Annotated in this window: 21 protein-coding genes; 3 read left to right on the top strand and 18 right to left on the bottom strand. The window is 69.9% G+C overall.

Translation table 11 applies throughout. From position 1 onward, the window contains the following. Positions 1-165: 165 nt before the first annotated feature. The 10 genes from ABVF28_RS12910 to ABVF28_RS12865 all read right to left on the bottom strand — a co-directional run bounded on the left by ABVF28_RS12910 (position 166) and on the right by ABVF28_RS12865 (position 11,415). Positions 166-1,188, bottom strand: a complete 1,023-nt coding sequence (locus ABVF28_RS12910) for an MBL fold metallo-hydrolase (protein ID WP_371030767.1) — start codon at positions 1,186-1,188, stop codon at positions 166-168. Between the two features lie 246 nt (positions 1,189-1,434). Next, a complete protein-coding gene (gene speB, locus ABVF28_RS12905) occupies positions 1,435-2,382 on the bottom strand; it encodes an agmatinase (RefSeq protein WP_104312534.1) in 948 nt (315 codons plus the stop codon). A gap of 658 nt (positions 2,383-3,040) precedes the next feature. Continuing rightward, positions 3,041-4,300, bottom strand: a complete 1,260-nt coding sequence (locus tag ABVF28_RS12900) for a M20 family metallo-hydrolase (RefSeq protein ID WP_371030766.1) — start codon at positions 4,298-4,300, stop codon at positions 3,041-3,043. An 8-nt stretch (positions 4,301-4,308) separates the two neighbouring features. Further along, positions 4,309-5,271 (bottom strand): NAD(P)-dependent oxidoreductase, encoded by a 963-nt coding sequence (locus tag ABVF28_RS12895; protein WP_371030765.1) that lies wholly within the window; start codon positions 5,269-5,271, stop codon positions 4,309-4,311. A gap of 10 nt (positions 5,272-5,281) precedes the next feature. Further along, entirely contained in the window at positions 5,282-6,064 is a 783-nt protein-coding gene (locus tag ABVF28_RS12890) for an amino acid ABC transporter ATP-binding protein (protein WP_371030764.1), read from the bottom strand. Further along, entirely contained in the window at positions 6,064-7,029 is a 966-nt protein-coding gene (locus ABVF28_RS12885) for an amino acid ABC transporter permease (RefSeq protein ID WP_371030763.1), read from the bottom strand. Before ABVF28_RS12885 ends, ABVF28_RS12890 begins: the two co-directional genes overlap by 1 nt. Before the next feature lie 40 nt (positions 7,030-7,069). Beyond that, positions 7,070-7,960 (bottom strand): ABC transporter substrate-binding protein, encoded by an 891-nt coding sequence (locus ABVF28_RS12880; protein WP_104311599.1) that lies wholly within the window; start codon positions 7,958-7,960, stop codon positions 7,070-7,072. Positions 7,961-8,131: 171 nt separating this feature from the next. Then, complete coding sequence (locus ABVF28_RS12875; protein WP_104252584.1) at positions 8,132-8,725, bottom strand: helix-turn-helix transcriptional regulator; 594 nt, start codon at positions 8,723-8,725, stop codon at positions 8,132-8,134. Then, positions 8,722-10,398, bottom strand: coding sequence for a thiamine pyrophosphate-binding protein (locus tag ABVF28_RS12870; RefSeq protein WP_371030762.1), 1,677 nt, complete (start codon positions 10,396-10,398; stop codon positions 8,722-8,724). Before ABVF28_RS12870 ends, ABVF28_RS12875 begins: the two co-directional genes overlap by 4 nt. A 3-nt stretch (positions 10,399-10,401) precedes the next feature. Further along, positions 10,402-11,415, bottom strand: coding sequence for a dimethylarginine dimethylaminohydrolase family protein (locus tag ABVF28_RS12865; RefSeq protein WP_371030761.1), 1,014 nt, complete (start codon positions 11,413-11,415; stop codon positions 10,402-10,404). Between the two features lie 172 nt (positions 11,416-11,587). On the opposite strand from ABVF28_RS12865, the gene ABVF28_RS12860 reads away from it, so the two are divergent. Continuing rightward, positions 11,588-12,043: an SRPBCC family protein gene (locus ABVF28_RS12860; RefSeq protein WP_371030760.1), complete on the top strand. Its 456-nt coding sequence runs from the start codon at positions 11,588-11,590 to the stop codon at positions 12,041-12,043. A 9-nt stretch (positions 12,044-12,052) separates the two neighbouring features. Here the strand turns inward: ABVF28_RS12860 and ABVF28_RS12855 are convergent, their stop codons facing one another. From ABVF28_RS12855 to fdhD, 8 genes are all read right to left on the bottom strand, one after another. Continuing rightward, entirely contained in the window at positions 12,053-12,520 is a 468-nt protein-coding gene (locus ABVF28_RS12855; protein ID WP_104311595.1) for an SRPBCC domain-containing protein, read from the bottom strand. A gap of 158 nt (positions 12,521-12,678) precedes the next feature. After that, positions 12,679-14,193 carry an MDR family MFS transporter gene (locus ABVF28_RS12850; protein ID WP_211890701.1) on the bottom strand — a complete coding sequence of 505 codons (1,515 nt, stop codon included), beginning with the start codon at positions 14,191-14,193 and terminating at the stop codon, positions 12,679-12,681. 95 nt (positions 14,194-14,288) lie between these two features. Further along, the gene (locus ABVF28_RS12845; RefSeq protein ID WP_371030759.1) at positions 14,289-15,446 is read right to left on the bottom strand and encodes an ABC transporter ATP-binding protein; all 1,158 of its coding nucleotides are present in this window, start codon (positions 15,444-15,446) and stop codon (positions 14,289-14,291) included. Further along, positions 15,443-16,303, bottom strand: coding sequence for an ABC transporter permease (locus ABVF28_RS12840; protein ID WP_211890703.1), 861 nt, complete (start codon positions 16,301-16,303; stop codon positions 15,443-15,445). Before ABVF28_RS12840 ends, ABVF28_RS12845 begins: the two co-directional genes overlap by 4 nt. Before the next feature lie 5 nt (positions 16,304-16,308). Then, positions 16,309-17,145: a molybdate ABC transporter substrate-binding protein gene (gene modA, locus ABVF28_RS12835; protein WP_371030758.1), complete on the bottom strand. Its 837-nt coding sequence runs from the start codon at positions 17,143-17,145 to the stop codon at positions 16,309-16,311. Next, the gene (locus ABVF28_RS12830; protein ID WP_104311590.1) at positions 17,138-17,551 is read right to left on the bottom strand and encodes a molybdopterin-binding protein; all 414 of its coding nucleotides are present in this window, start codon (positions 17,549-17,551) and stop codon (positions 17,138-17,140) included. Before ABVF28_RS12830 ends, modA begins: the two co-directional genes overlap by 8 nt. A gap of 99 nt (positions 17,552-17,650) precedes the next feature. Then, positions 17,651-18,133, bottom strand: a complete 483-nt coding sequence (locus ABVF28_RS12825; protein ID WP_104311589.1) for a hypothetical protein — start codon at positions 18,131-18,133, stop codon at positions 17,651-17,653. After that, positions 18,130-18,984, bottom strand: coding sequence for a formate dehydrogenase accessory sulfurtransferase FdhD (gene fdhD, locus ABVF28_RS12820; RefSeq protein ID WP_371030757.1), 855 nt, complete (start codon positions 18,982-18,984; stop codon positions 18,130-18,132). The genes ABVF28_RS12825 and fdhD overlap by 4 nt, the downstream gene beginning before the upstream one ends. Before the next feature lie 96 nt (positions 18,985-19,080). On the opposite strand from fdhD, the gene ABVF28_RS12815 reads away from it, so the two are divergent. Continuing rightward, a complete protein-coding gene (locus ABVF28_RS12815; RefSeq protein ID WP_371030756.1) occupies positions 19,081-20,295 on the top strand; it encodes a ThiF family adenylyltransferase in 1,215 nt (404 codons plus the stop codon). Beyond that, on the top strand, positions 20,292-21,551 hold the full coding sequence (gene glp, locus ABVF28_RS12810; protein ID WP_371030755.1) for a gephyrin-like molybdotransferase Glp: 1,260 nt from the start codon (positions 20,292-20,294) through the stop codon (positions 21,549-21,551). Before ABVF28_RS12815 ends, glp begins: the two co-directional genes overlap by 4 nt. Position 21,552 lies beyond the last annotated feature (1 nt).

The raw sequence follows: 21,552 nt of genomic DNA, 5'->3' as shown, positions 1-21,552 counted from the left end.
GTGAAAGCGCCCGCGACCCCAGCCAACCAGTCGTCGTTCCGCGTTCGCTCCGCACGCTGCCGCGCATCTGCCAGGAACGTTGGTATGGCGATGCGGTGACGCTCCAGCGGTCCGGCGTACCGGCGGTCCGGCGCACCGCCGACGGAAGCCCGGGCAAGGCTGCGCTCACGCCGAGCCGGTTCGCACCGTGTCAGCGTGCATCGCCGTCTGCTGGAGCGCCGAGCGCAGCGAGAAGCCGGCGAGCTTCTCCCAGCCGGCCGACCACGTGAGGCGCGAGGCGATCTCGAAGATCGAGGCGTCCGGCGAGACGGCGAGGGCGTCCAGCACCTCGTCGGTGCGCTGCTGGTGGTGGCGCGCATGCTCGACGCACCGCTGCGCGAGACCCGTGAACCGGAAGCCGTGGCCCGGCACAGCCTCGTCGACGCCGAGGCCGCCGAGGCGCCGCAGCGAGCGCTGGTACTGCAGCACCGGGTTGGTGCCGTCGTCGCCGCCGAGACCAAGCCCGGGGTGCAGCACCGGCGAGACGTGGTCGCCGGTGAAGACCAGGCGAGCGTCGTCGTCGACGAGCGAGAGGTGGCCCGGTGTGTGTCCCGGCGTGTGGACGGCGCGCATCCGCCGCCCAGGGACGTCGAGCAGCTGAGCATCATCGACGAGCACGTCGGCCTGCAACGACAGGGGCGTCGCCGACCGCCCCACGAGCGTGAGGATCTCCGTGTGGCGTTCAACCGGCACTCCCCACGCGGTGAGCCGCGTGCGTTCGGCGGCGACGTCCGGGCGGTCGGCCGCGAGCCGGTCGAGTGCCGCCTGTTCGGCCCGGTGCAGCACGATCGGCGCCCCCGTCGCACTCCGAAGCCGTTCGGCCAAGCCGAGGTGATCGTGGTGCAGGTGCGTGACGATGATCGATCGCACCTGGTCGAGCCGGTGTCCGGTGGCCGCGATGGCCGCGGTGAGGACGCCGAGGTTCTCATCGGAGCCCGAGCCCGGATCGACGACGTGCACCCCGTCCGCATCATCAGCGACGACCGATGCGAGCGTGCACGGGATGCGCCCGCCCGGCGTCGGCCCCGGTGGCATGGGAATGCCCACTCTCCAGATTCCGTCACGGACGAGTTCGAGCGGCGCGACGGCTCCCGCATTCCAGGCCGCTTCCTGCGGGGCGCTGCTGGCTACGACCCCGGAGCTGCTCATCGCTCGTTCACCAGGTCGGACACGTTGCCGCACGCAGTGCTTCCCATGCCTGAAGCCTAGGACGTCGCAGCCTCTGGCTCACCGGGGGCGTCCGGGCGGCTCGGAACGGCAACCCGCCGCGCCCTGCCCCGCCTCGTGTCCAACATCAGTGCGAAATCGGCCGAAACCGCCTCCAGAACGTCGATCGGGCCCGATATTGCACTGATGTTGGACAGCGAACGCGGCGAGCGCGCGCCGGTGGACGCGCTAGCTGCGCACCGCGAACATCGACACGAGTTCGTACACGACGTGGGCCGCGGCGACGCCGGTGAGTTCCGCGTGGTCGTAGGCCGGCGACACCTCGACGACGTCGGCGCCGACAACGTTGAGGTCAGCGAGCCCGCGCAGGATCTCGAGGAGCTCGCGGCTCGTCATGCCGCCTGCCTCCGGCGTTCCTGTGCCCGGCGCATGCGCCGGGTCGAGCACGTCGATGTCGATCGAGATGTAGAGGGGGCGGTCGCCGATGCGCTCGCGCAGCTGCTGCACGACGGCGTCAGCTCCACGGCGGTAGATGTCGGCCGAGCTGACGATGCCGAAGCCGAAGCGCTCGTCGTCCTCGAGGTCCTGCTTCCCGTAGAGCGGTCCGCGCGTGCCGACGTGGCTGAGCGCATCCGTGTCGAGCAGCCCCTCCTCGAACGCGCGACGGAACGGCGTGCCGTGCGTGTAGGCAGCCCCGAAGTAGGTGTCCCACGTGTCGAGGTGCGCGTCGAAGTGCAGCATCGCGACGGGGCCGTGGATGCGCGCCATGTTGCGCAGCAGCGGCAGCGCGATCGTGTGGTCGCCGCCGATGGTGACGATCTTCGCGCCGGTGTCGCTCAACGCCTTGGCTGCCGCCTCGACCGTGCCGAGCGCCTCCTCGATGTCGAACGGGTTGACGGGCACGTCGCCCGCGTCCGCGACCTGCTGGGCCGCGAACGGCGACACATCGAGCGTCGGGTGGTACGGCCGCAGGAGGCGGCTCGACTGGCGCACGTGCGCCGGACCGAAGCGGGCTCCGGGGCGGTACGAGACGCCACTGTCGAAGGGAACGCCGAGGATCGCGACGTCGAGCTGCTCGACCTCGTCGACACGCGGCAGCAACGCGAACGTCGCGGGGCCCGCGAAGCGCGGAACCTGCGCCGAGTCCGTCGGTCCGATGTTGCCGTTCTGCGTCACCCGAGGCGGGTTCGTCCAGAAGAAATCGTTGCTCACTGTGGGGCCTCCTTGCCGCGTGCTTCTCAGTCGAAGCTAGCGAAGGTGGCCCATCGTGATGCGCGCGCTTTGCACCGTCGCCTACAACTGCCGGTGCAAAGCGCACCCCTCCGGGCGATCTCGTCCCGACCGGTGCCGACGGCCGTGACTCTGCGCATCCACCCCGCGCCCGACCAAGCCCAGCCAGGACCAGCAGAGACCAGCAATGCCCCGGCTGTGTCACCCGCGACCGCCATCGCTGCCAGCCGAAGCGCCCTTCAGAACCGCCGTATAGGGGCCATCTGGCTGGCAGCGATCGTCGCAGAGTCAGCCGGAGCGGCCAATTGGCTGGCAGTGATGGGCGATGTGCGAGCGGATGCATCCACCTGGCCGGCGGCGACCAGCGTGCACGGCCCGCTCATGCACGGGTCTCACCCAAACAATCGCGATCACTGCCAGCCGAAGCGCCCTTCTGAACCGCCGTCAAGGGCCATCTGACTGGCAGCGATCGTGGCAGAGCCAGCCGGAGCGGCCAGCTGACTGGCAGCGATTCGGCCCGTCGGCAGCGGATGCGGCCGCACTGGCAACGGATGCGCCTACACCGGCAGCGGATGCGGCTAACCGGCTGGCAGCGATCAAGGGCCTAGGAGAGCTCGCCCCGAACGAGGCGCCGGACGACTTCGGTGAGCACGTCGAGCCCTGCGACGAGGTCGTCGGGCTTCGTGTACTCGCCTTCGTTGTGCGAGATGCCGTCGACGGAGGGCACGAAGAGCATGACCGTGGGCACGAGCTCCTTCATGTTCGTCGAGTCGTGGCCGGCGACGGTCATGATCTCGTCGTTCGAGAGCCCGAGTTCCTCGGCGACCGAGCGCGCCAGCTCCACGCCGGCGGGCTGGTATGGGTTGACGTCCCACGAGTGCGAGAGGGTGCGCTCGATCTCGACGCGGGCCTTGGCCTCGATCTCCGCGAAGCGCGCGTCCAGGAGGGCGTTGGCCTCGGCGAGCAGCTCCTCGTCGTCGCTGCGCAGGTCGAGCAGCAGCGTGACCTCGCTGGCGACGACGACGGGCGAGTTCGGGTACACGTCGAGCTGTCCGACGGCCGTGTGCAGCTTGCCGGGGAAGCGGTCGGTGAGCTCTCGCGCGAAGACGACGAGCAGCGAGGCACCGTAGAGCGCATCCTGGCGGTCTTCCATGACGGTCGCGCCGGAGTGCGCCTGCTCGCCTCTGACGACGACGCGGTACTTGCTCGCGGCCCAGGTCGCGGTGACGAGGCCGATGGTCGTGCCGGCGTTCTCGAGCAGGCGCCCCTGCTCGATGTGGATCTCGGCGCAGAGCGCGGCGACGGGGCCGGCGCCCTCGCCGAGGAATCCGGTCGGGCGCAGCGCCTGCTGGACGCTGATGCCCGCCTTGTCGCGCACGGCGAGCGCATCCTCGAGCGGCAGCACGCCCGTGTACACGGAGGATCCCATCATGGAGGGCACGAAGCGCGATCCCTCTTCGTTGAACCAGTTGACGACGGCGACGTTGTACCTGGCGCCGGCGACTCCGCCGGCAACAGCCTCATCCGCGATCCGGAATGCCGCGTGGGCCGCGGCGAGCACGCCGTAGGCGCCGTCGTACTTGCCTGCCGTCGGCTGCGAGTCCATGTGCGAGCCGATGAGCACGTATGGCGCACCGGGCACGAGCTCGAGCAGCCCGAACTGGTTGCCGATCCGGTCGTACTCGACCGTGAAGCCGTGGCCCTCGAGCAGGCCCTGGAACCAGCGGCGCTGCTCGTTGTCGGCGTCGCTCGCGGCCTGCCGGTCGACGCCCCCGTGCCCGGTGGCCCCGAAGTCACCCATCGTGTCGAAGTCGCGCAGGAAGCGCTCGTGCGCGTCGGAGAGGAGGATGCTGCTGTCTGTCATGAGGGACTCTAGGTGGGGTCGGCGGGTGCGCCGAGCTCGGCGATGATGTTGAGTGCCGGCTGGGCCTCGTAGCCGGCGAGGGCCGCATCCGACCACCAGGCGGTGTGCGGGGTGATGAGGGTGCCGGGGTCGGTGCGCATGGCGTCGCTCGGATGCGGCGGCTCGCCGTCGAGGACGTCGGCCGCGTAGGTGCGCAGCGCACCGCTCGCGAGGGCAGCCTGGATGGCGGCCTCGTCGACGAGGCCCGCCCGTGAGACGTTCACGACCACCGCGCCGTGCGGGAGCAGGGCGAGGGCGGCTGCGTCGAGGATGCCACGCGATTCGGCGGTGAGCGGCAGGTGGAGGCTGAGCGAGTCGGATTCCCGCAGCAGGTCTTCGAGCGAGTCGACGAGCTCGACACCCTCCGGCGCCTCGTTGGCGTAGGGGTCGAAGGCGAGCACGCGCCCGAAGCTGGGTCGAGCGATCTCGGCGAGCCTGCCGCCGATGCGACCGAGGCCGACGAGTCCGAGGGTGAGGGAGCTGAGGCGGCGCGGAACCTGGAGGCGGGCCGTGGCCTCGTCGGTCCACTCGCCGCTGCGCACGAGCTGCAGGCTGCGGAGCAGCGAGCGCTCGGCGGCGAGCAGCAGGGTCAGCGCGTGCGCCGCGACCTCCTCGGTGGCGACCCCGGCGAGGGTCACGACCTTCACGCCTCGGGCGGCAGCCGCATCCGCGTCGATCATGTCGGTGCCGACGGAGCTCGTCGCGAGCAGGTGCAGCGACGGGAACTGCGCGAGCACATCCGCCGTGATGCGCGCGTAGCCGACGATGGCCGCGACCGCGTCGAGGTGCTCGCGCGGCACGACCGCGTCGAGTCCGGGCGAGGTCGGCAGCTCGAGGTGGGCGGTTGCGTACCCCGCCTCTCGCAGGAGCCTGGCTGCAGGCTCCTGCGAGAGGTCGGTGGTGTCGGTGAAGATGACGAGGGGACGTGTCATGTCAGCTCTCTCACTTGAGGACGCGTGCGAGGAAGCGCATCGTGCGCTCGTGCTGCGGGTTCTGGATGACGTCCTCCGGGGCACCCTCCTCGACGATGACGCCGCCGTCCATGAACACGACGCGGTCGCAGACGTCGCGTGCGAAGCCGATCTCGTGGGTGACGACGACCATGGTCATGCCTTCCTTCGCGAGCTTCGTCATGACCTGCAGCACCTCGCCGACGAGCTCCGGGTCGAGCGCGGACGTCGGCTCGTCGAAGAGCAGCACGCTCGGCTTCATGGCGAGCGCGCGGGCGATCGCCACGCGCTGCTGCTGTCCGCCGGAGAGCTGCGACGGGTAGTTGTCGCCCTTGTCTCCGAGGCCGACCTGCTCGAGCAGCACCTTCGCGTCGGCGATGGCCGCCGACTTCTTGTGGCCGAGGATCTGCACGGGCGACTCGATGATGTTCTCGATGGCCGTCATGTGCGGGAAGAGGTTGAAGCGCTGGAACACCATGCCGATGTCGCGCCGACGCTTGGCGATCTCGTTCGGACGAAGCTCGTAGAGCTTGCCGTTCTTCTCCTTGTAGCCGACGGGCTCCCCCGCCACCCGGATGACGCCGCGGTCGGCGGTCTCGAGGTGGTTGAGGCAGCGGAGCAGCGTCGACTTCCCTGAACCGGAGGGGCCGAGGATGCTGACGACCTCGCCCGCGTGGACGTCGAGGGAGATGTCCTTGAGCACCTCGACGCTGCCGAACGACTTGGCGACGTTGCGCAGCTCGATCATCGGGGCGGACCCAGTGGATACGGGCATCAGCGGAGTCCCTCTCTGCTTGTTCCTACAGACCTGCGGTTGGGCAGGATCGAGTTGAGCACGCGCTTCCAGACCGGTTCGGGGGTCGCGAAGCCGCGGGACTTGCCGAGCTTGCGCTCGAGGAAGCCCTGGCCGATGCTCGCGATCGAGGTGAGGATCAGGTACCAGATGCTCGCGACGAGCAGCATCTCCATGCGGCTGAAGTCGGCGGCGCCGATCTGCTGCGCCCTGGTGAGGAGGTCGCCTGCGCCGATGACGGACACCAGCGAGGTCTCCTTCAGGAGCGTGACGAGCTCGTTGCCCATGGGGGGAACGATCGAGCGAAGCGCCTGGGGCAGGATGATGCGGAACATGATCTTGCCCTGCGTCATGCCGAGCGCCTCAGCCGCCTCCTTCTGACCTGGGTCGATGGAGATGATGCCGCCTCGGATGATCTCCGACATGTAGGCGGACTCGTTGGCCGCGAGCCCCAGCACGGCCGCGGTGAGCGGCAGGATGAGCGCGTTGGTGTCGAGCTGCACGAACACGAGGTCGATCTGCGGGAAGAACAGCGCCAGGTTGAACCAGATGAGGATCTGCACCAGGATCGGCGTCCCGCGGAAGATCCACACGAAGCCGCTCGAGATGGCGCGGAGCACGGCGTTGCTGGAGATGCGCATCACGGCGAGCGTGATGCCACCGATGATGCCGAGGATCATGCTGACCACGGTCAGCATGATGGTGATGAGGAGGCCCTGCATGATGGCCTCTGCGAAGACTCTCGAGCCGACCTTCTCCCAGCGGATGCTCGATCCCGTCGCGACGTCGTAGACGAGCTTCGCGAGGAAGAGGAGCACGATGGCGGCGAAGATCCATTGGCCGTAGTGCCGTAGCGGGACGATCTTGGGGGCATCGGCCGCGGGCGCGGCGGGGGCGGTGGTGACCGCTCCCGTCGCGCCCGCGGAGGGGCCGGTCGAGGTGTTCACTGTTCTTCAGCTCCGTTGTTGTTCGTCAGCTCCGCGGGCGCTATTCGGCGCCGTTGATGGTGACTTCTTCGACGGCTCCGCCTTCCTGGCCGTGGGCGGCGAGGATGTCGGTGTACGTGCCGTCGGCGACCAGGGACTGCAGTGCGGCCTGGATGGCTGCGCTCAGCTCGTTGTCCTTCGCGACTGCCATGCCGAGGGGCTCAGGCTGGAAGGGCTCCTCGTTGGCGAGCTCGAAGCCGCCGGCCTGCTCGACGTTGTAGCTCGCGACCGGGTACTGGCTGACCGACGCTGCCGCGCGGCCGGACTGCACCTGGATGAGGGCGTCGTTGTCGGTGGCCTGCGCCGAGATCTCGATGGGGCTGGAGGCGCAGATGTCGCTGTTGAAGGCTTCGAGGATGCCCTGCTGCGCGGAGTCGCGGAGCACGGAGACCGCCTTGCCGCAGAGGTCTGCCTCTGCGGTGATGCCCTCGGGGTTGCCTTCTGCGACGACGATGCCCTGGCCCGCGTTGAAGTAGTCGACGAAGTCGTAGTTCTCCTGGCGCTCCGGGGTGTCGGTCATGGCTGCCACGACGACGTCGTAGCGGGCCGTGTCGAGCGATGGGAGGAGCGTGTCGAAGGCGACGTTCTCGATCTGCACCTCGAGGCCGAGCTTCTGGCCGACTGCCTTGATGAGGTCCATGTCGAGGCCGATGACGGTCGCGCCGTCAGCGTCGAGGTACTCGTAGGGCGGGTAGTACGCCTCGGTGCCGACCGTGAGGGTGCCGGCGTCGGCGATCTCCTGCGGGAGGAGCGCGACTGCGGCCTCGTCCACGGCGACCTCGGAGACGTCCGCCTCCGGTGCATCGCCTGACGAGCATCCTGCGAGCAGTGCGGTGAGGGCGACGAACGAAGCGCCAGCCAGGCCCGCCTTCATGAGCTTCTTGGATGCCATGTGAATTTCTCCTTCTCTCGATCACCAGCGGTGATCATCTGTAGGCAACATGCGTAATCTAGGAGGCAACTTGCCGCTGGATGGGCCAAGTCACGCAGGGTTTACAAGGGCGTTACGTGCCGAGCGAACGCTCGGTCCGCCAGGGAACCGACAGTACTGCGTGGATGGAGCTCAGGTGGTGCCTCCCCACGCTGCGGGAGCGAGCACCCAGAGGAGCTCGACCCCCTCAGTCGAGTCGCGTGTGTGCCACGTGTGCGGTTCGCGCCCGTCGAGGGTGATCGAGTCTCCGGACTCGAGCTCCCACGTCTCGGAGGCGAGGACCACGGTGATCGATCCGCGCAGGACGTGCAGGAAGTCGACCTCGCAGTTCACGGAGTAGAGCTCCGCTCCCCCGGTGCCCGACATGCCGGCGTCGACTCGCGAGCGCACCACCTGGAAGCGCGGATCGTTGCGGGGGCTGAGGAGCCGCTCGTACACGTTCGTGCCGCCGAGGTTGATCTGCGGCGCGTCCTCGAAGCGCACGAGCTGCGCATCAGGCGCGCTGAACAGCTCGCCGACCTCGATGTTGAGCACGTCGCAGAGCAGCACGAGCGTCGACACGCTCGGCGACGTCTGGTCGCGTTCGACGCGGCTCAGGAAGCTCTTGCTGAGCCCCGTCGCGCTGGCGAGCTGCTCGATCGTCATCTGCCGCAGCTGGCGCACCGATCGGAGCCTGCCGCCGATGGCGGCCGGCTCGTTTCGAGGCACGACGGGCAGCGCTCTCATCGGTGCACCGCGGGCCGATGCGTGTGGGTCGCCTCGAACAGCTCGAGGGTGGCGGGCAGCACGAGCACTCGTGGGCCGGGGGTGCGGATGCTGTCGGCGAGCTCCTCGGCGAGCGTCTCCATCTCCACGGCCCGCGACTCGACGCCGAAGGCTCGGGCGACGGCGAGGTAGTCCGGCCCGGTGAGCTCGGTGGCCGTCGCTCGCCCGTACGCCTCGTTCATGTAGCCGCGCAGCACGCCGTAGCCGCCGTCGTCGACGACGAGCCAGGTGACGCTGAGCTGCGACTGCGCGAGCGTCGACAGCTCGGCGACGCCGTACAGGCCTCCGCCGTCTCCAGAGATCGCGACGACGGGCGCCCCGTTGGGGTTCTCGCGCGAGCGCGAGGCGAAGGACGCGCCGATGGCACCAGGCAGGCCGAAGCCGAGGCCGCCGCACTGCCCGTTCTCGTACACGCCGCCGCGAGCATCCCACGCCGACCATGCCCAGTAGGCGCTGATCGTCATGTCCCAGAAGGTCGCGACGTCGTCCGGGATGGCCGAGCGGAGCGTATCCAGCAGCTCGCGCTCCGTGGCGAGCGGCTGCGCATCCAGCCGCGTGCGGACGGTGGCGAGCAGCTCCTCGATGGCGGGGCGCGCATCCGCTCGCTCGCCGACACCCATCGTGCGGAGGCGGTCGAGGATGCCCTGCAGCGCCAAGCCTGCATCCGAGCGCAGCGTGATCGTGCCGTCGTGGTTGGCGCCGAGCACCCGCGCGTCGGCGTCGATGTGGATGACGGTGCCCTTGGGCGCCAGGCGGAAGTAGTTCGAGGAGAGCTCGCTGAGGCCCGTGCCGATCACCAGCAGCACATCGGCAGCCTCGAGGAACTCGGTGGTCGCGATGTCCTCGATCCAGCCCTCGGCCGACAGCGGGTGCACCCACGGGAACGCGCTGCGCCCGCCGTACGTGGTGACGACCGGTGCCTGCAGCTGCTCCGCGAGCTGCTCGAGCAGCTCCCCCGCGCCGGAGCGGACGACGCCGCCGCCCGCGTAGACGCGGGGTGAGCTCGACGCGGCCAGCAGCTTCGCGACGGAAGCGAGCTGCGTGTCCGATGCCTCCGGCGCGAGCGCGTAGGCCTCGGCCGCGATGCCGCCGAGCTGCCCGTCGACGAGCTCGATGCTCGCCTGCTGCACGTCATGCGGCACCTCCACGTAGACGGGACCGGCCGGCGCGCTCTGCGCGGTGCGCCACGCGTCGACGAGCATCGGCACGATCTGGTCGACCGAGCGGATGCTCCAGGTGGCTTTCGCGATGCCGCGGAAGTGCGCCTCCTGGTCGCGCAGCTCGTGCAGGTAGCCGTGCGCCTGGCCGCCGATCCCCGGGGTCGGGACCTGCGCGGAGATGAGGAGCACGGGCGAGCTCGCCGTTGCCGCTTCCTGCATGCCAGGCAGCGCGGTGAGCGCACCCGGCCCGGCGGAGAGGAGCAGCGGGGTCACGGTCCCGGACACGCGGGCGTGCCCGTCGGCCATGAACGCGGCGTTGTTCTCGACGCGCGCGCCGAGGTAGTCGAGCGAGCTGTCGCCGAGCGCGTCGAACATGGGCAGCGCGTGCTGCCCCGGGAGCCCGACGACCCGTTCGGCGCCGAGCGCCTCGAGCGTTCGGATGACGAGTTCTCCGCCGGTGACGTTCTCTGACATCGCTTACCAGTCCCTCTGCAGTTCCATCGTCGAGCAGTGCAGCCCGCCGCCGTTCTTGTTGATCTCCCGGTACGTGACGGGGATGATCTCGACCCCGTACTTCGAGTTGAGGAGCTCGGCCGTGCGCGGCAGGTGCGACGGGAAGAGCAGCTTGCGGCGGTCGAGGGTGAGCAGGTTGCACGCCCAGTCCTCCTGCGGCGCGACATCCACCGTCTCGATGCCCAGCTTCCAGAGCGCGTCGAGGAAGTCGTACGGCGCGATGCGCGAGTTCACGAGCGCGAGGTCGTCGTCGAGCATGGCGCAGCACAGGTCGAGGTGGATCTGGTAGCCGGGCATCTGCGAGTGGATGAGCTGGATGCCCTGCTCTTCGAGGATGTTGCGCAGCTGGCGGTAGCCTTCGACGTTGCAGCGCACCGACGTGCCGAAGAACGCGAGGTCGGGGCGCACCTTGATGAAGCTGCCGCCCTCGACGAGGCCGGTGCCGGTGATGGTGCCGAGGATCGGCATGCCCTGGGCCGCGACCGTCTGCGTGATGGACTGCTCCTCGCCGCGGCGCATGCGCGGGGCGAGTCGTCCGATGATCGCGCCGCCCGGGATGGTGACGAGGGGGTCGCGCGTGAACACCGACTTGGTGAAGCTGGACGCGAGGTCGGGGGCCATGACGACCTCGACGTCGTTGTCCTCGAGCACCGTGACGAAGCTGTCGAACTCGGAGTGCAGCTTCTCGAGGTCGGGGAACTCGCGACCGGACCAGTACCAGCGGCGGTCCGGGTCGACGTAGGCGCCGATCTCCGGCATCCAGGTCGACTCTCCGGCCTTCTCGACGGCTTCGAGGCCCGCGCTCGGGCGGCGCATCATGATCGTGCGGAGCCGTCCGACCTCATCCTGCGCGCCCCATTTGCGACCCCAGTATGCGGGCAGCTCTGAGTCGGCGAGGAAGCCCGGCTCTGCTTCTGGGCCGAGGAGGCGGTGGAAGGCGCCGTCTGACATCTCGAGGGTGGGGTCGACGTCGGTCATGTGAAAACCTTTCGTGGTCGCGTCGTTGCGACTCCAAGAGTTTCGCTCACGACATCATGCGTTGTCTAGTGCGAAACTACGACCGCTGTTTTCCGAGCGCGTCACGCCCATGTTTCCGGCCCGTAACTTCTGCTGAGTCCACGCATAGCCACGTTTCTGCAACTATGCACGCATGACCACGTACGAAGTGCAGCGCGAGGCCGTGGTCCCCGCGGACATCGAGCGTGTGCACGCGCTCATCGACTCCTTCCACAACTGGAGCGCATGGTCGCCCTGGGAGGACGTCGACCCGACGATGCGACGCGAGCACTCCGGACCGCAGGCTGGGCCCAGCGCCCACTACGCGTGGGAGGGCAACCGCAAAGCCGGCAAGGGCTCGATGACGATCGTCGCCTCCGCGCCGCAGCGGATCGACCTCGTCATCGACTTCGACAAGCCCTTCAAGGCGCACAACCCGACGTCGTTCATCCTCGAGCCCGTCGACGGCGGCACGCATGTTCGATGGCTCATGACGGGCGAGCACAGTGGCCTCGCGGCCATCGTCTTCCGGTTCATGTCGATGGACAAGCTCATCGGCCCCGACTTCGAGCGCGGCCTCACGCGACTCGAGGCGGCGGCCACTGCCTGACGCGTCCGCCTAGGGCAGCGGCAGGTCCTCCGCTGGCGCCTCGCCGAGTGCCTCGCGCAGCAGCGGCAGCGCCGCGGTCCACGCCATCGTCTCGATCTCCGCCGACGTCGAGTCGGCGGCAAGACCCTCGAGACCCTCGAAGCCCGAGTGGCGCACCGTCAGCGCGGAGCCGCCGTCGGCCGGTTCGATCGTGAACTCCACGACCGTGCTGTTCTGCGGCTGCGGGTCCTCCTCCGGCACGGCCGCGAGCCGGTAGCCGAAGCGGCGCGGCGACTCCACGAGCATCACCTCGCCGCGGAACGTCCCGTGCTCGGGCCAGTGGACCGCGAGCACGCCGCCAGGCTCGGCCTCGATCGTGGCGCCGCCGAACGCGTACCAGCTGGCGAACGACTCCTGCTCCGTGAGCATGCTCCAGAGCCGCTCCGGCGCGGCCTCGAAGGTGACGGACTTCTCGACGATCTCTGGGGCTTCAGCCATGGTCGCTCCTCAGCGCGGTGGATGCTCGACGCCCCATCTTCGCAAACCTCGCCGGGAGGCGCGCCCGAGCGGGCACGCAGAAGGGCCCGGCACCAGATGCGATCTGATGTCGGGCCCTTCTGCTGCGACGCGCTGAGCTCAGCGATCGCCGGATGCGCCTAGTGCATGGCCGGCGCTTCGGCGCCTTCACGCTTCGGTGTCGCCTTCACGAAGAACGCGCCGACGATGGTGACGATCGAGATGCATGCGCCAACGAGGAACGCGGCGTGGATGCCCTGCGCCTCCGCCGCGATCGGACCGAAGCCCTCACCTGCGGCAGCGACCGTCGAGTTCGCCATGACCACGACGAACATCGCCGTTCCTGCGGCTCCCGCGAGCTGCTGGGCCGTCGAGACGACCGCCGAGCCGTGGGAGTACCGCGAGCGGGGCAGGTCGCCGAGCGCGCTTGTCATGAGCGGCGTGAACATGAGCGCCAGGCCCACCGAGAGCGTGACGTGTGCGGCGATGACCATCCACTGCTCGGAGTTCTCGGTGAGCATCGTCATACCCCAGATGGCGGCGCTGACGATGATGGAACCGGGGATGATGAGCGGCTTCGTGCCGAGCTTATCGAAGAGACGGCCGACGAACGGCGCGAGCAGCCCCATCGTGAGACCACCAGGCAGCAGGGTCAGGCCGGCGCGGAGCGTGTCGTAGCCGAGCACCTCCTGCATGTAGATGGGCAGCAGGATGATCGTGCCGAAGAGCGACATGAAGCTCACGGCGAGCAGGACGAGCGACACTGTGAACTGGCGGCTCGTGAAGACGCGGAGGTCGAGCAGAGCCGAGTCGGTCTTCTGGCGGGAGATCTGACGCCAGATGAACGCGGCGAGCGCGAGCACGCCGACGAGGATCGGCACGAAGGCCGGCATGACGGCGGTTGCCGAGCTCTCGCCGAGGCCCGAGAACCCGTAGACGAGGCCACCGAACGCGAACGCGGAGAGGATGACGGAGAGCACGTCGATCTTCGCCTGGCGCGGCTCGGTGACGTTCTTGATGAACAGCGCGCCGAGCACAAGCGCGACGAGGGCGATGGGCAGGACGAAGCCGAACATCCAGCGCCATTCGAAGACCTGCAGGATGAGGCCGGAGACGGTCGGCCCGATGGCCGGGGCGACGGAGATGACGATGGAGATGTTGCCCATCGTGCGCCCGCGGCGCTCCGGCGGCACCATGTTGAGCACCGTCGTCATGAGCAGCGGCATCATGATGGCCGTGCCGGAGGCCTGCACGATGCGGCCGAGCAGCAGGATCTCGAAGCCCGGGGCCAGGAAGCAGAGCAGCGTTCCGAGCGAGAAGAGGATCATCGCGGCCATGAACACCTGGCGCACGTGGAAGCGCTGCAGCAGGAAGCCCGTGATCGGGATGACGACGGCCATGACGAGCATGAACGCCGTCGTGAGCCACTGACCAGTCGCCAGCGGGATGCCGAGGTCCTGGTTCAGGGCGGGCAGCGCCACACCCATGATCGTCTCGTTCAGGATGACGACGAACGCCGAGACGAGGAGGAGCGGGATGACGAAGCGAGTGCGCGGGTCGGTGCCCTGCTCGCTCGCGGATACGGCTGAGCCCGCGGATGCGGACTCGGCTGGGGTCGGTTCGGCGTCGCGTGTCGCGGTGCGCGAGTCGGTCACAGTACTCCTTGGGAGGTTCAGATCTTGGCGTGCGGGCACGCCCGCACGTTCGCTCTTAACGCTGAAAGCGCGCGCGGCATTCCCCGGCGCGTCGCTCAGCGGGTCGCGGCGAAGGCGACGTGAGCGGGTGGAAGGTGGACGATCACCGACTGGCGTTCTCGCAGTCCCCCTGGAATGCGCGAGCCGGTGTCGAGCGGAAGCCGCGCCGTGAGGCGGGGCGTCGTCTGCTCTTCGCCAAGAAGGAGTGTAGCCGTCACGGAGCCGAGGTCGCGCTCGAGGCGCAGGACTTCAGCGTGCCAGGTGTTCGGGGCGAGCGGCCGGGCCTGGGCGACAGGCCCCAGAGCATCGTCCGCACCGGGGAGGACGAGCTCAAGACGGTCAGTGCGGATGCTCGCGAACAGCGGCTCGCCCGGTCCGGCCCGCCCGTCAGACTCCCCTGGCGCGCCCGCCTGGCCGACGAGGTGGCCACGGATCTCACCGAGATCGCTGTGCGTCGCGAGCCCCGGCTCCCGCAACTCCACCTCGAACCCGGTTCGCCCGACAAGCGCCGCGACGTATGCGGTCGCCGGCCCCGCGGCGATGGCTTCCGGTGTGCTGAGCTGCGTGATCGCGCCTCCTTCGACGATCGCGATCCTGTCGGCCAGCGCAGCAGCATCCGCCGGGTCGTGCGTGACGACGAGGGCCGCACCCTCGAAATCCGCGAGCACGCGGCGCAGCTCGGCACGAACTTCCGAACGAGACTCCACGTCGAGGGCGGAGAGGGGCTCGTCGAGCAGCAGGACACGAGGCGAGGTCGCCAGCGCCCGGGCGAGCGCAACCTTCTGCGCCTGCCCTCCCGAGAGCTGGGCAGGGCGACGGGACGCGAGGTCGTGGATGCCGAGGCGCTCCAGCCATTCGGCGGCGACTCGGCGCGCCTCCCCGCGGCCGATTCCCCGAGCGCGCAGCCCGAAGGCGACGTTGTCGAGCGCGCTGAGGTGGCCGAAGAGGACGTAATCCTGGAAGACGACGCCGAGCTGTCGCTCCCTCGCGCCGAGCCGGACGCCTCCCGGCGCCTCCTCCGCGAGACGGCCCCCAAGCTCCAATGTTCCCCGTTCGAGTGCCGCGAGGCCGGCGATCGCGCGCAGGAGCGTCGACTTGCCTGCCCCGTTCGGGCCGAGCACGGCGAGCACCTCGCCCGGCCGCACCTCGAGCTCGTAGCTCGCGCGGAAGCCGCCGACGGCGACGCTCGCGCGGATGGCCAGCCCCGCGCTCATCCGCGCCGCCCCGAGCCCCTCGCGCGCACCGACCCCGAGGCGCCGAGCACCGCTGGAGTCCCTGCGACGCCGGACACCCAGCGACCCCGCAACGCGAAGAGCACGACGACCGAGACGAGCAGCAGCAGGAGCGCGAGGGCGATCGCCGCATCCGGATCCGACTGCATGGCGAGGTAGGTGGAGATCGGCATCGTCCGAGTGACCCCGGGGAGGCTGCCCGCGAGGGTGATGGTCGCGCCGAACTCGCCGAGGGCGCGGGCGAAGGCGAGCACCGCACCGGCCCCGATCGCAGGCCCGACCATCGGCAGCGTGACCCGCGAGAAGGTGAACCAGCGGGTCGCGCCGAGCGTCGCCGCCGCGTCCTCGACCCGGCGGTCCGCCCCGAGCAGCGCCCCCTCGACAGCGATGACGAGGAACGGCAAGGCCACGAACGTCTGGGCGACGACAACCGCGGCGCTCGTGAACGGAAGGCTGAACCCGGTGAGCTGGGCGATCGGGGCGCCGAGCAGGCCGGAGCGGCCGAAGAGGAGCAGCAGTGCGAGGCCACCGACGACCGGCGGGAGCACAAGCGGCACAAGCACCAGTACCCGGACCACGCGATAGAGGCGCTGACCTGGCAGCTCCGCGAGCGAGACGAGCCACCACGCGAGCGGCACCCCGATGACCAGGCAGACGGCCGTCGCCACGACGGCGCAGGAGAGCGAGAGCCACAGGGCCTGGCCGACGACCGGCTGGGCGACGATCTCCGGGAACTCAGCCCACGGCACGCGGAGGACGAGGGCCAGGATGGGCAGCGCGAGCAGCGCCAGAGCCACGAGCGCGAAGGGCGTCAGCGCCGCAGGCGGGCGGCGGCTCATCCCGGTCATGTCAGGCTGAGGAAGCCGGCTTCCTCGAAGACCTCGACGCCGCGGGCCGTCAGGATGAACTCGGTGAACGCGGCCGCCGCCTCAGGGTTCGGCGCCGCCTTGAGCGGGACGATGCCGTAGTTGTTGACAGCGTCGAGCGCTTCAGGGAACTCGATCGGGTCGACCTCGAGAGCCGCCGACTTCGCGTCGGTCGCGTAGACGAGGCCGGCGTCGACCTCCCCGAGACTCACCTTCGTGAGCACTGTCTTGACGTCGCTCTCGAGGGTGTCCGGCTTCGGCACGATGTCGGTCTGCTCGAAGATCTTCGCCGCGGCGGCGCCGCATGGCACCTCTTCGTCGCAGAGCGCGATCTTGAGCTTGGGGTCGGCGAAATCCTTCAGCCCCGTGATGCCAGCCGGGTTTCCTTCCGGGGTCACGATGACCAGCGCGTTGCGGGTGAACGTCGCCGGTGTCCACTCGACAAGCCCCGCATCCACGACCGTCCTCATCGTCGTGTCGTTCGCGGATGCGAAGACGTCGACGGGCGCCCCGCCCGTCACGATCTGCTCGGCCAGCGTCGAGCTGCCACCGAAGTTGAGCGTCACCGTGACGCCGGGGTGGTCGGCCTCGAACTCCTCCGCCAGCTGCGTGAACGTCTCGGTGAGCGAGGCGGCCGCGTAGACGGTGACGGTGCCGGTCGGGCCTGTCTCGGTGGGCGATGGCATGGGGTCGGCGCTGCCGGAAGGTGTCGCCGGACCGCCTGCGGGCGCGCAGCCCGCCAGGGCAGCCAGCAGAAGCACGCCAGCGGAGGCGGCGAGCGCGCGCACCATCCCGAGTCTCCGCGTCTTACGCACTGTGCACTCCTTCGATTCCCACGTTGGTGGCCTTCACGCTCGCCACGACAAGGCTTCCGACCACGAGGCCGAGCTCGTCGACGGCCTCGCGCGAGACCAGTGAGACGATTCTGAACGGCCCCGCCTGGACGTCGACCTGGGCCATGACGGTGTCGAGCGTCAGCTTCGTGACGATGCCGCGCATCCGGTTGCGAGCGGATGCGGGTGGCAGCTCCACGAGGTCACCGCGCGCGTCGCTCTCCGCGAGCTCCTTCGCGAGGGAGGCGAGCTGCACGCCGGAGACCGTCTTCGCGCCAGCCTCGCCCTCGAGGTCGAGGCGGCCGCTCGCGCCCCAGCGTCGCAGGGTGTCATCGCTGACTCCGAGGAGCGAGGCTGCCTCGCTGACGCGGTATCGCTGTTCTGGCACGGGGGCATCTTCTCACGGTGAACCGCAGATGCGTCCGTCGAGTCCGCTTTCGACCCGCAGGTGCGCTCAGGATCGTCGGCTGAGCGCGAGCTCGCGGCGCTACCGGAGGATCTCGACGAGCAGCACCCACGCGTTGAGGGTCGCCCCGGCGAAGGTGAGGAGGAACCCCGCGGCCACCCAGGAGAGCGCCTCCCACGTGCCGAACGCGAGGACTCCGCCGATGAGCATCGGCAGGAGCTGCAGGACGGTGAACGCCACACGGAGGATGTGCTCGCGCAGGTGCCCGTTCGGATTCCTGAACCCGATGACGCTCGTGCGCCAGTACAGCGCCGCCACGACCAGCGTGACGGCGAGTGTCACACCGCCGAACGCCATGTTGCTGATGCCGGGGATGAGGCCGGCCGCTCCGACGATGACGATGAGCAGCAGGGACGCGATGGTCGCGCCTGCCCTCGACGGCATGCTCTTGATCTTGATGATCATCGCGACGTTCACCGACATCGCCACGATGATGAGCCCGGCCAGAGCTGCGCCAGCGCCGACCGTGGCGACGAAGAAGCTCTCCCAGGCGTCGACGCTCATGCCTTGACCTCTTCCGTGGGCAGGATGCGGTCGGGGCGCGAGTAGATGGCCATCGACTCCCCGCGGAGGAAGCCGATCAGCGTCATGCCGCTGGCTTCGGCGAGCTCGGCGGCGAGCGATGACGGCGCGGAGACGGCGGCGAGGATGGGGATGCCCGCCATCTTGGCCTTCTGCACGAGCTCGAAGCTCGATCGCCCTGAGACCTGCAGCACCGTTCCAGTGAGGGGCAGCCGGTCGTTCTGCACGGCCCAGCCGACGACCTTGTCGACGGCGTTGTGGCGGCCGACGTCCTCGCGCAGCACGAGCAGCCTGCCGGTGGCGGCGTCGAAGAGCGCGGCGGCGTGCAGGCCGCCCGTCTTCTCGAACACCGCCTGCTGCTCGCGGAGCTTGTCGGGGAACGTCACGAGCAGCCCCGCATCAAGCGTCACCGGGTCGCTCGCCACCTCGTAGCTGGAGGTCAGCTCGACGGCGTCGATGCTCGCCTTGCCGCAGAGCCCACACGAGCTGGTCGTGTAGAAGTTGCGCGCGAGGTCGGGGTCAGGCTGCGGGGTGTCCGCCGACAGGAGCACGTCGAGCACGTTGTAGGTGTTGAGCCCGTCGGCAGTGCCATCGGCGCCCGCGCAGTACATCGCCGACCGGAACTGATCGCCTCGGGCGATGACCCCCTCCGAGACGAGGAAACCCGCCGCGAGCTCGAAGTCGTTGCCAGGCGTGCGCATGGTGATCGCGAGCTGCTGGCCTCCGACGCGGATCTCGAGGGGCTCTTCGGCCGCGAGGAAGTCGGCCTTCCGGCTCGGGGGCTTCCCGAGACTCAGCCGCGTGACGCTTCGCCGCACCGTGATCCGACCCACGCGCCCATGCTAGCCGCCCCCGCGCATCCGCACGCGGACCTGCACCGGAACGACGCCGGTCCCGGGCGGCTCGGGATGCGGCGGTAGGGTGACGCCATGCGTCTCGCCCCGCTTGTCGACCCCTCCCCTGAACTCGGTGGTGACGAGCTCGCCCGCACGGCACGCCAGCGCCGCCTGCCGGAGCTCGGCGAGATCGGCCAGCGTCGCCTCGCGGCGAGCAGGGTCGCCGTGCTCGGCGCCGGCGGCCTCGGAGCCCCCGCCCTGCAGTACCTGGCGGCCGCCGGGGTCGGCACGATCGGCATCATCGACGCGGATGCGGTCGAGCCGAGCAACCTGCACCGGCAGGTCATCCACGGCATCGGCGACGTCGGCGCTCGCAAGACCGCGAGCGCTGCCCGCAGCCTCCGCGAGCTCGCGCCGGACGTCACCGTCATCGAACATGACGAGCGGCTCGACGAGTCCAACGCGACGCGTATCCTCGGCGGCTACGACCTGGTGCTCGACGGGGCAGACAACTTCGGGACCCGCTACGCCGTCGCCGACGCCTGCGAGCATCTCGGCCTCCCCCTCGTTTGGGGGTCCGTGCTTCGCTTCGACGCGCAGCTCAGCGTGTTCTGGTCGGCGCCGCCTGCCCCCGCCGTCGGCGTCACGCTGCGGGACGTCTTCCCGGAGCCGCCGCCAGCCGGGTCCGTGCCGTCCTGCGCCGAGGCCGGCGTGCTCGGCGCTCTCTGCGGCATCGTCGGCTCGATGATGGCGGTCGAGGCGATCAAGCTCGTTACAGGCATCGGCGAGGTGCTGCTCGGCAGGCTCGTCGTGGTCGAGGCGCTCACGATGCGCGTCTCCGAGCTGCCGCTGCGCGCGGTCCCCCAGCAGCTCCCCGCACAGCCCTCGGCGCGGACCGCTGCCCGGGATCAGCCGGCGGCGTCCCCACCAGGACAGCCGAGCCCGCTCGATTTCGACCCGACCCGGGACGCGCGCGGCCACTTCGTCGACGTGCGAGAGCCGGACGAGTACGCGGTCGACGCGATCCCCGGTGCCCATTCCCTCCCGCTCAGCGAGCTGATCCACCTCGAGCGAGAGCCAGAGGCTCTGACCGCTCGCCTGCGCCACCTCCTGCGTGAAGATGAGGCCGAGGTCCCCACACCGCTCAACCTCTACTGCGTCTCCGCGACGCGGGCACGACGTGCCGCGCTGCTGCTCGCCCCGCACGGCTACGAGGTGCGCGTCGTCCAGCCGTCGGCCCTCAGCCTGCTCCGGGCCCCAACCGGACTGCCGGACGCCGACGCAGCTCAGGCCGGGACGCTCGCATGATCGAGGTCGAGACCCAGCTGGCTCGCGTGCTCGCGGAGACACGGCCCCTGTCGAGCGAGACCGTTGCGCTCGCGGCAGCCCACGGGCGCGTCATCGCCGAGACCGTCGCCTCGAGGTACGCGCTGCCGCCGTGGACGAACTCCGCAATGGACGGCTACGCGGTGCGCTCCGCCGACGTGGCCACCGCGAGCGCGGACACCCCCGTCACCCTCGAGGTCGTCGCTGATCTGCCCGCCGGCGCGTCGGCGGACCCAGCCCTCTCGCCGGGGCAGGCCGCACGCATCATGACCGGTGCACCCGTCCCGGCGGACGCCGATGCGATCGTACCCGTCGAGGCGACGGACGGAGGCGAGCGGCGAGTGAGCGTCACCGCCCCCGCCGCCCCCGGCGTGCACATCCGCTCGGCTGGGGAGGACCGCCAGCCGGGTGATGCGCTCGTCTCGGCCGGGTCACGCGCCGGAGCCGAGGTGCTCTCCGCGCTGGCATCCGCCGGCTACGGCAGCATCGCCGTGGCTCGACGCCCTCGAGTCGCCGTCATCGCCACGGGCAGCGAGCTCGTCGCCCCTGGCGAGCCGCTCGACCGCGGCCAGATCCCTGATTCCAACTCGCTGCTCATCTCCTCGCTCGCCATCGAGCACGGGGCGGAGCTCGTCGAGGTCGTCAGGGTCTCCGACGACATCGCCGACCTCGACACGGCGCTTCGGCGGCTCGCCGGCCGGTGCGACGTCATCGTGCTCACGGGTGGTGTGAGCATGGGCGCCTACGACCCCGTCAAGGAGCTCCTCTCTCCCGGCGGCCAGGTGAGCTTCGAGAAGGTCGCCATGCAGCCGGGCAAGCCGCAGGGCTTCGGCCGCCTCGGTGACCCCTGGGTCGGAGCGGGCGAGCCCGGCCCCCTCGTGTTCGGCCTCCCCGGCAACCCCGTGAGCGCCTGGGTCTCATTTCTCGTGTTCGTGCGGCCGTGTCTGCGCGCGCTGCAAGGCGCATCCCTCGTCGAGGATCCGCGGCTGAGCGCGCGAGCCGAGACCGGATGGCGCACCCCGCCGGGGCGCCGCCAGTACCTGCCCGCACGCATTCGCCTTACCGATGCGGGAGTCCTGGTCTCCCCGGCAGCCGCCCGGGGGTCCGGCTCACACCTCGTGGGCAGCCTCGCCGATGCGAACGGCTACGCCATCGTCGATGCGAGCGTCGAGCGGGTGCAGGAGGGTGATCTGGTGCACGTCGTTCGGCTGATGTCGGACGTCGGTGCAAGACTCTGAG

It is taken from the genome of Pseudoclavibacter sp. JSM 162008 (assembly GCF_041366455.1).
Classification (GTDB): domain Bacteria; phylum Actinomycetota; class Actinomycetes; order Actinomycetales; family Microbacteriaceae; genus Pseudoclavibacter.
This window is presented reverse-complemented; position numbering and strand designations above follow the sequence as displayed.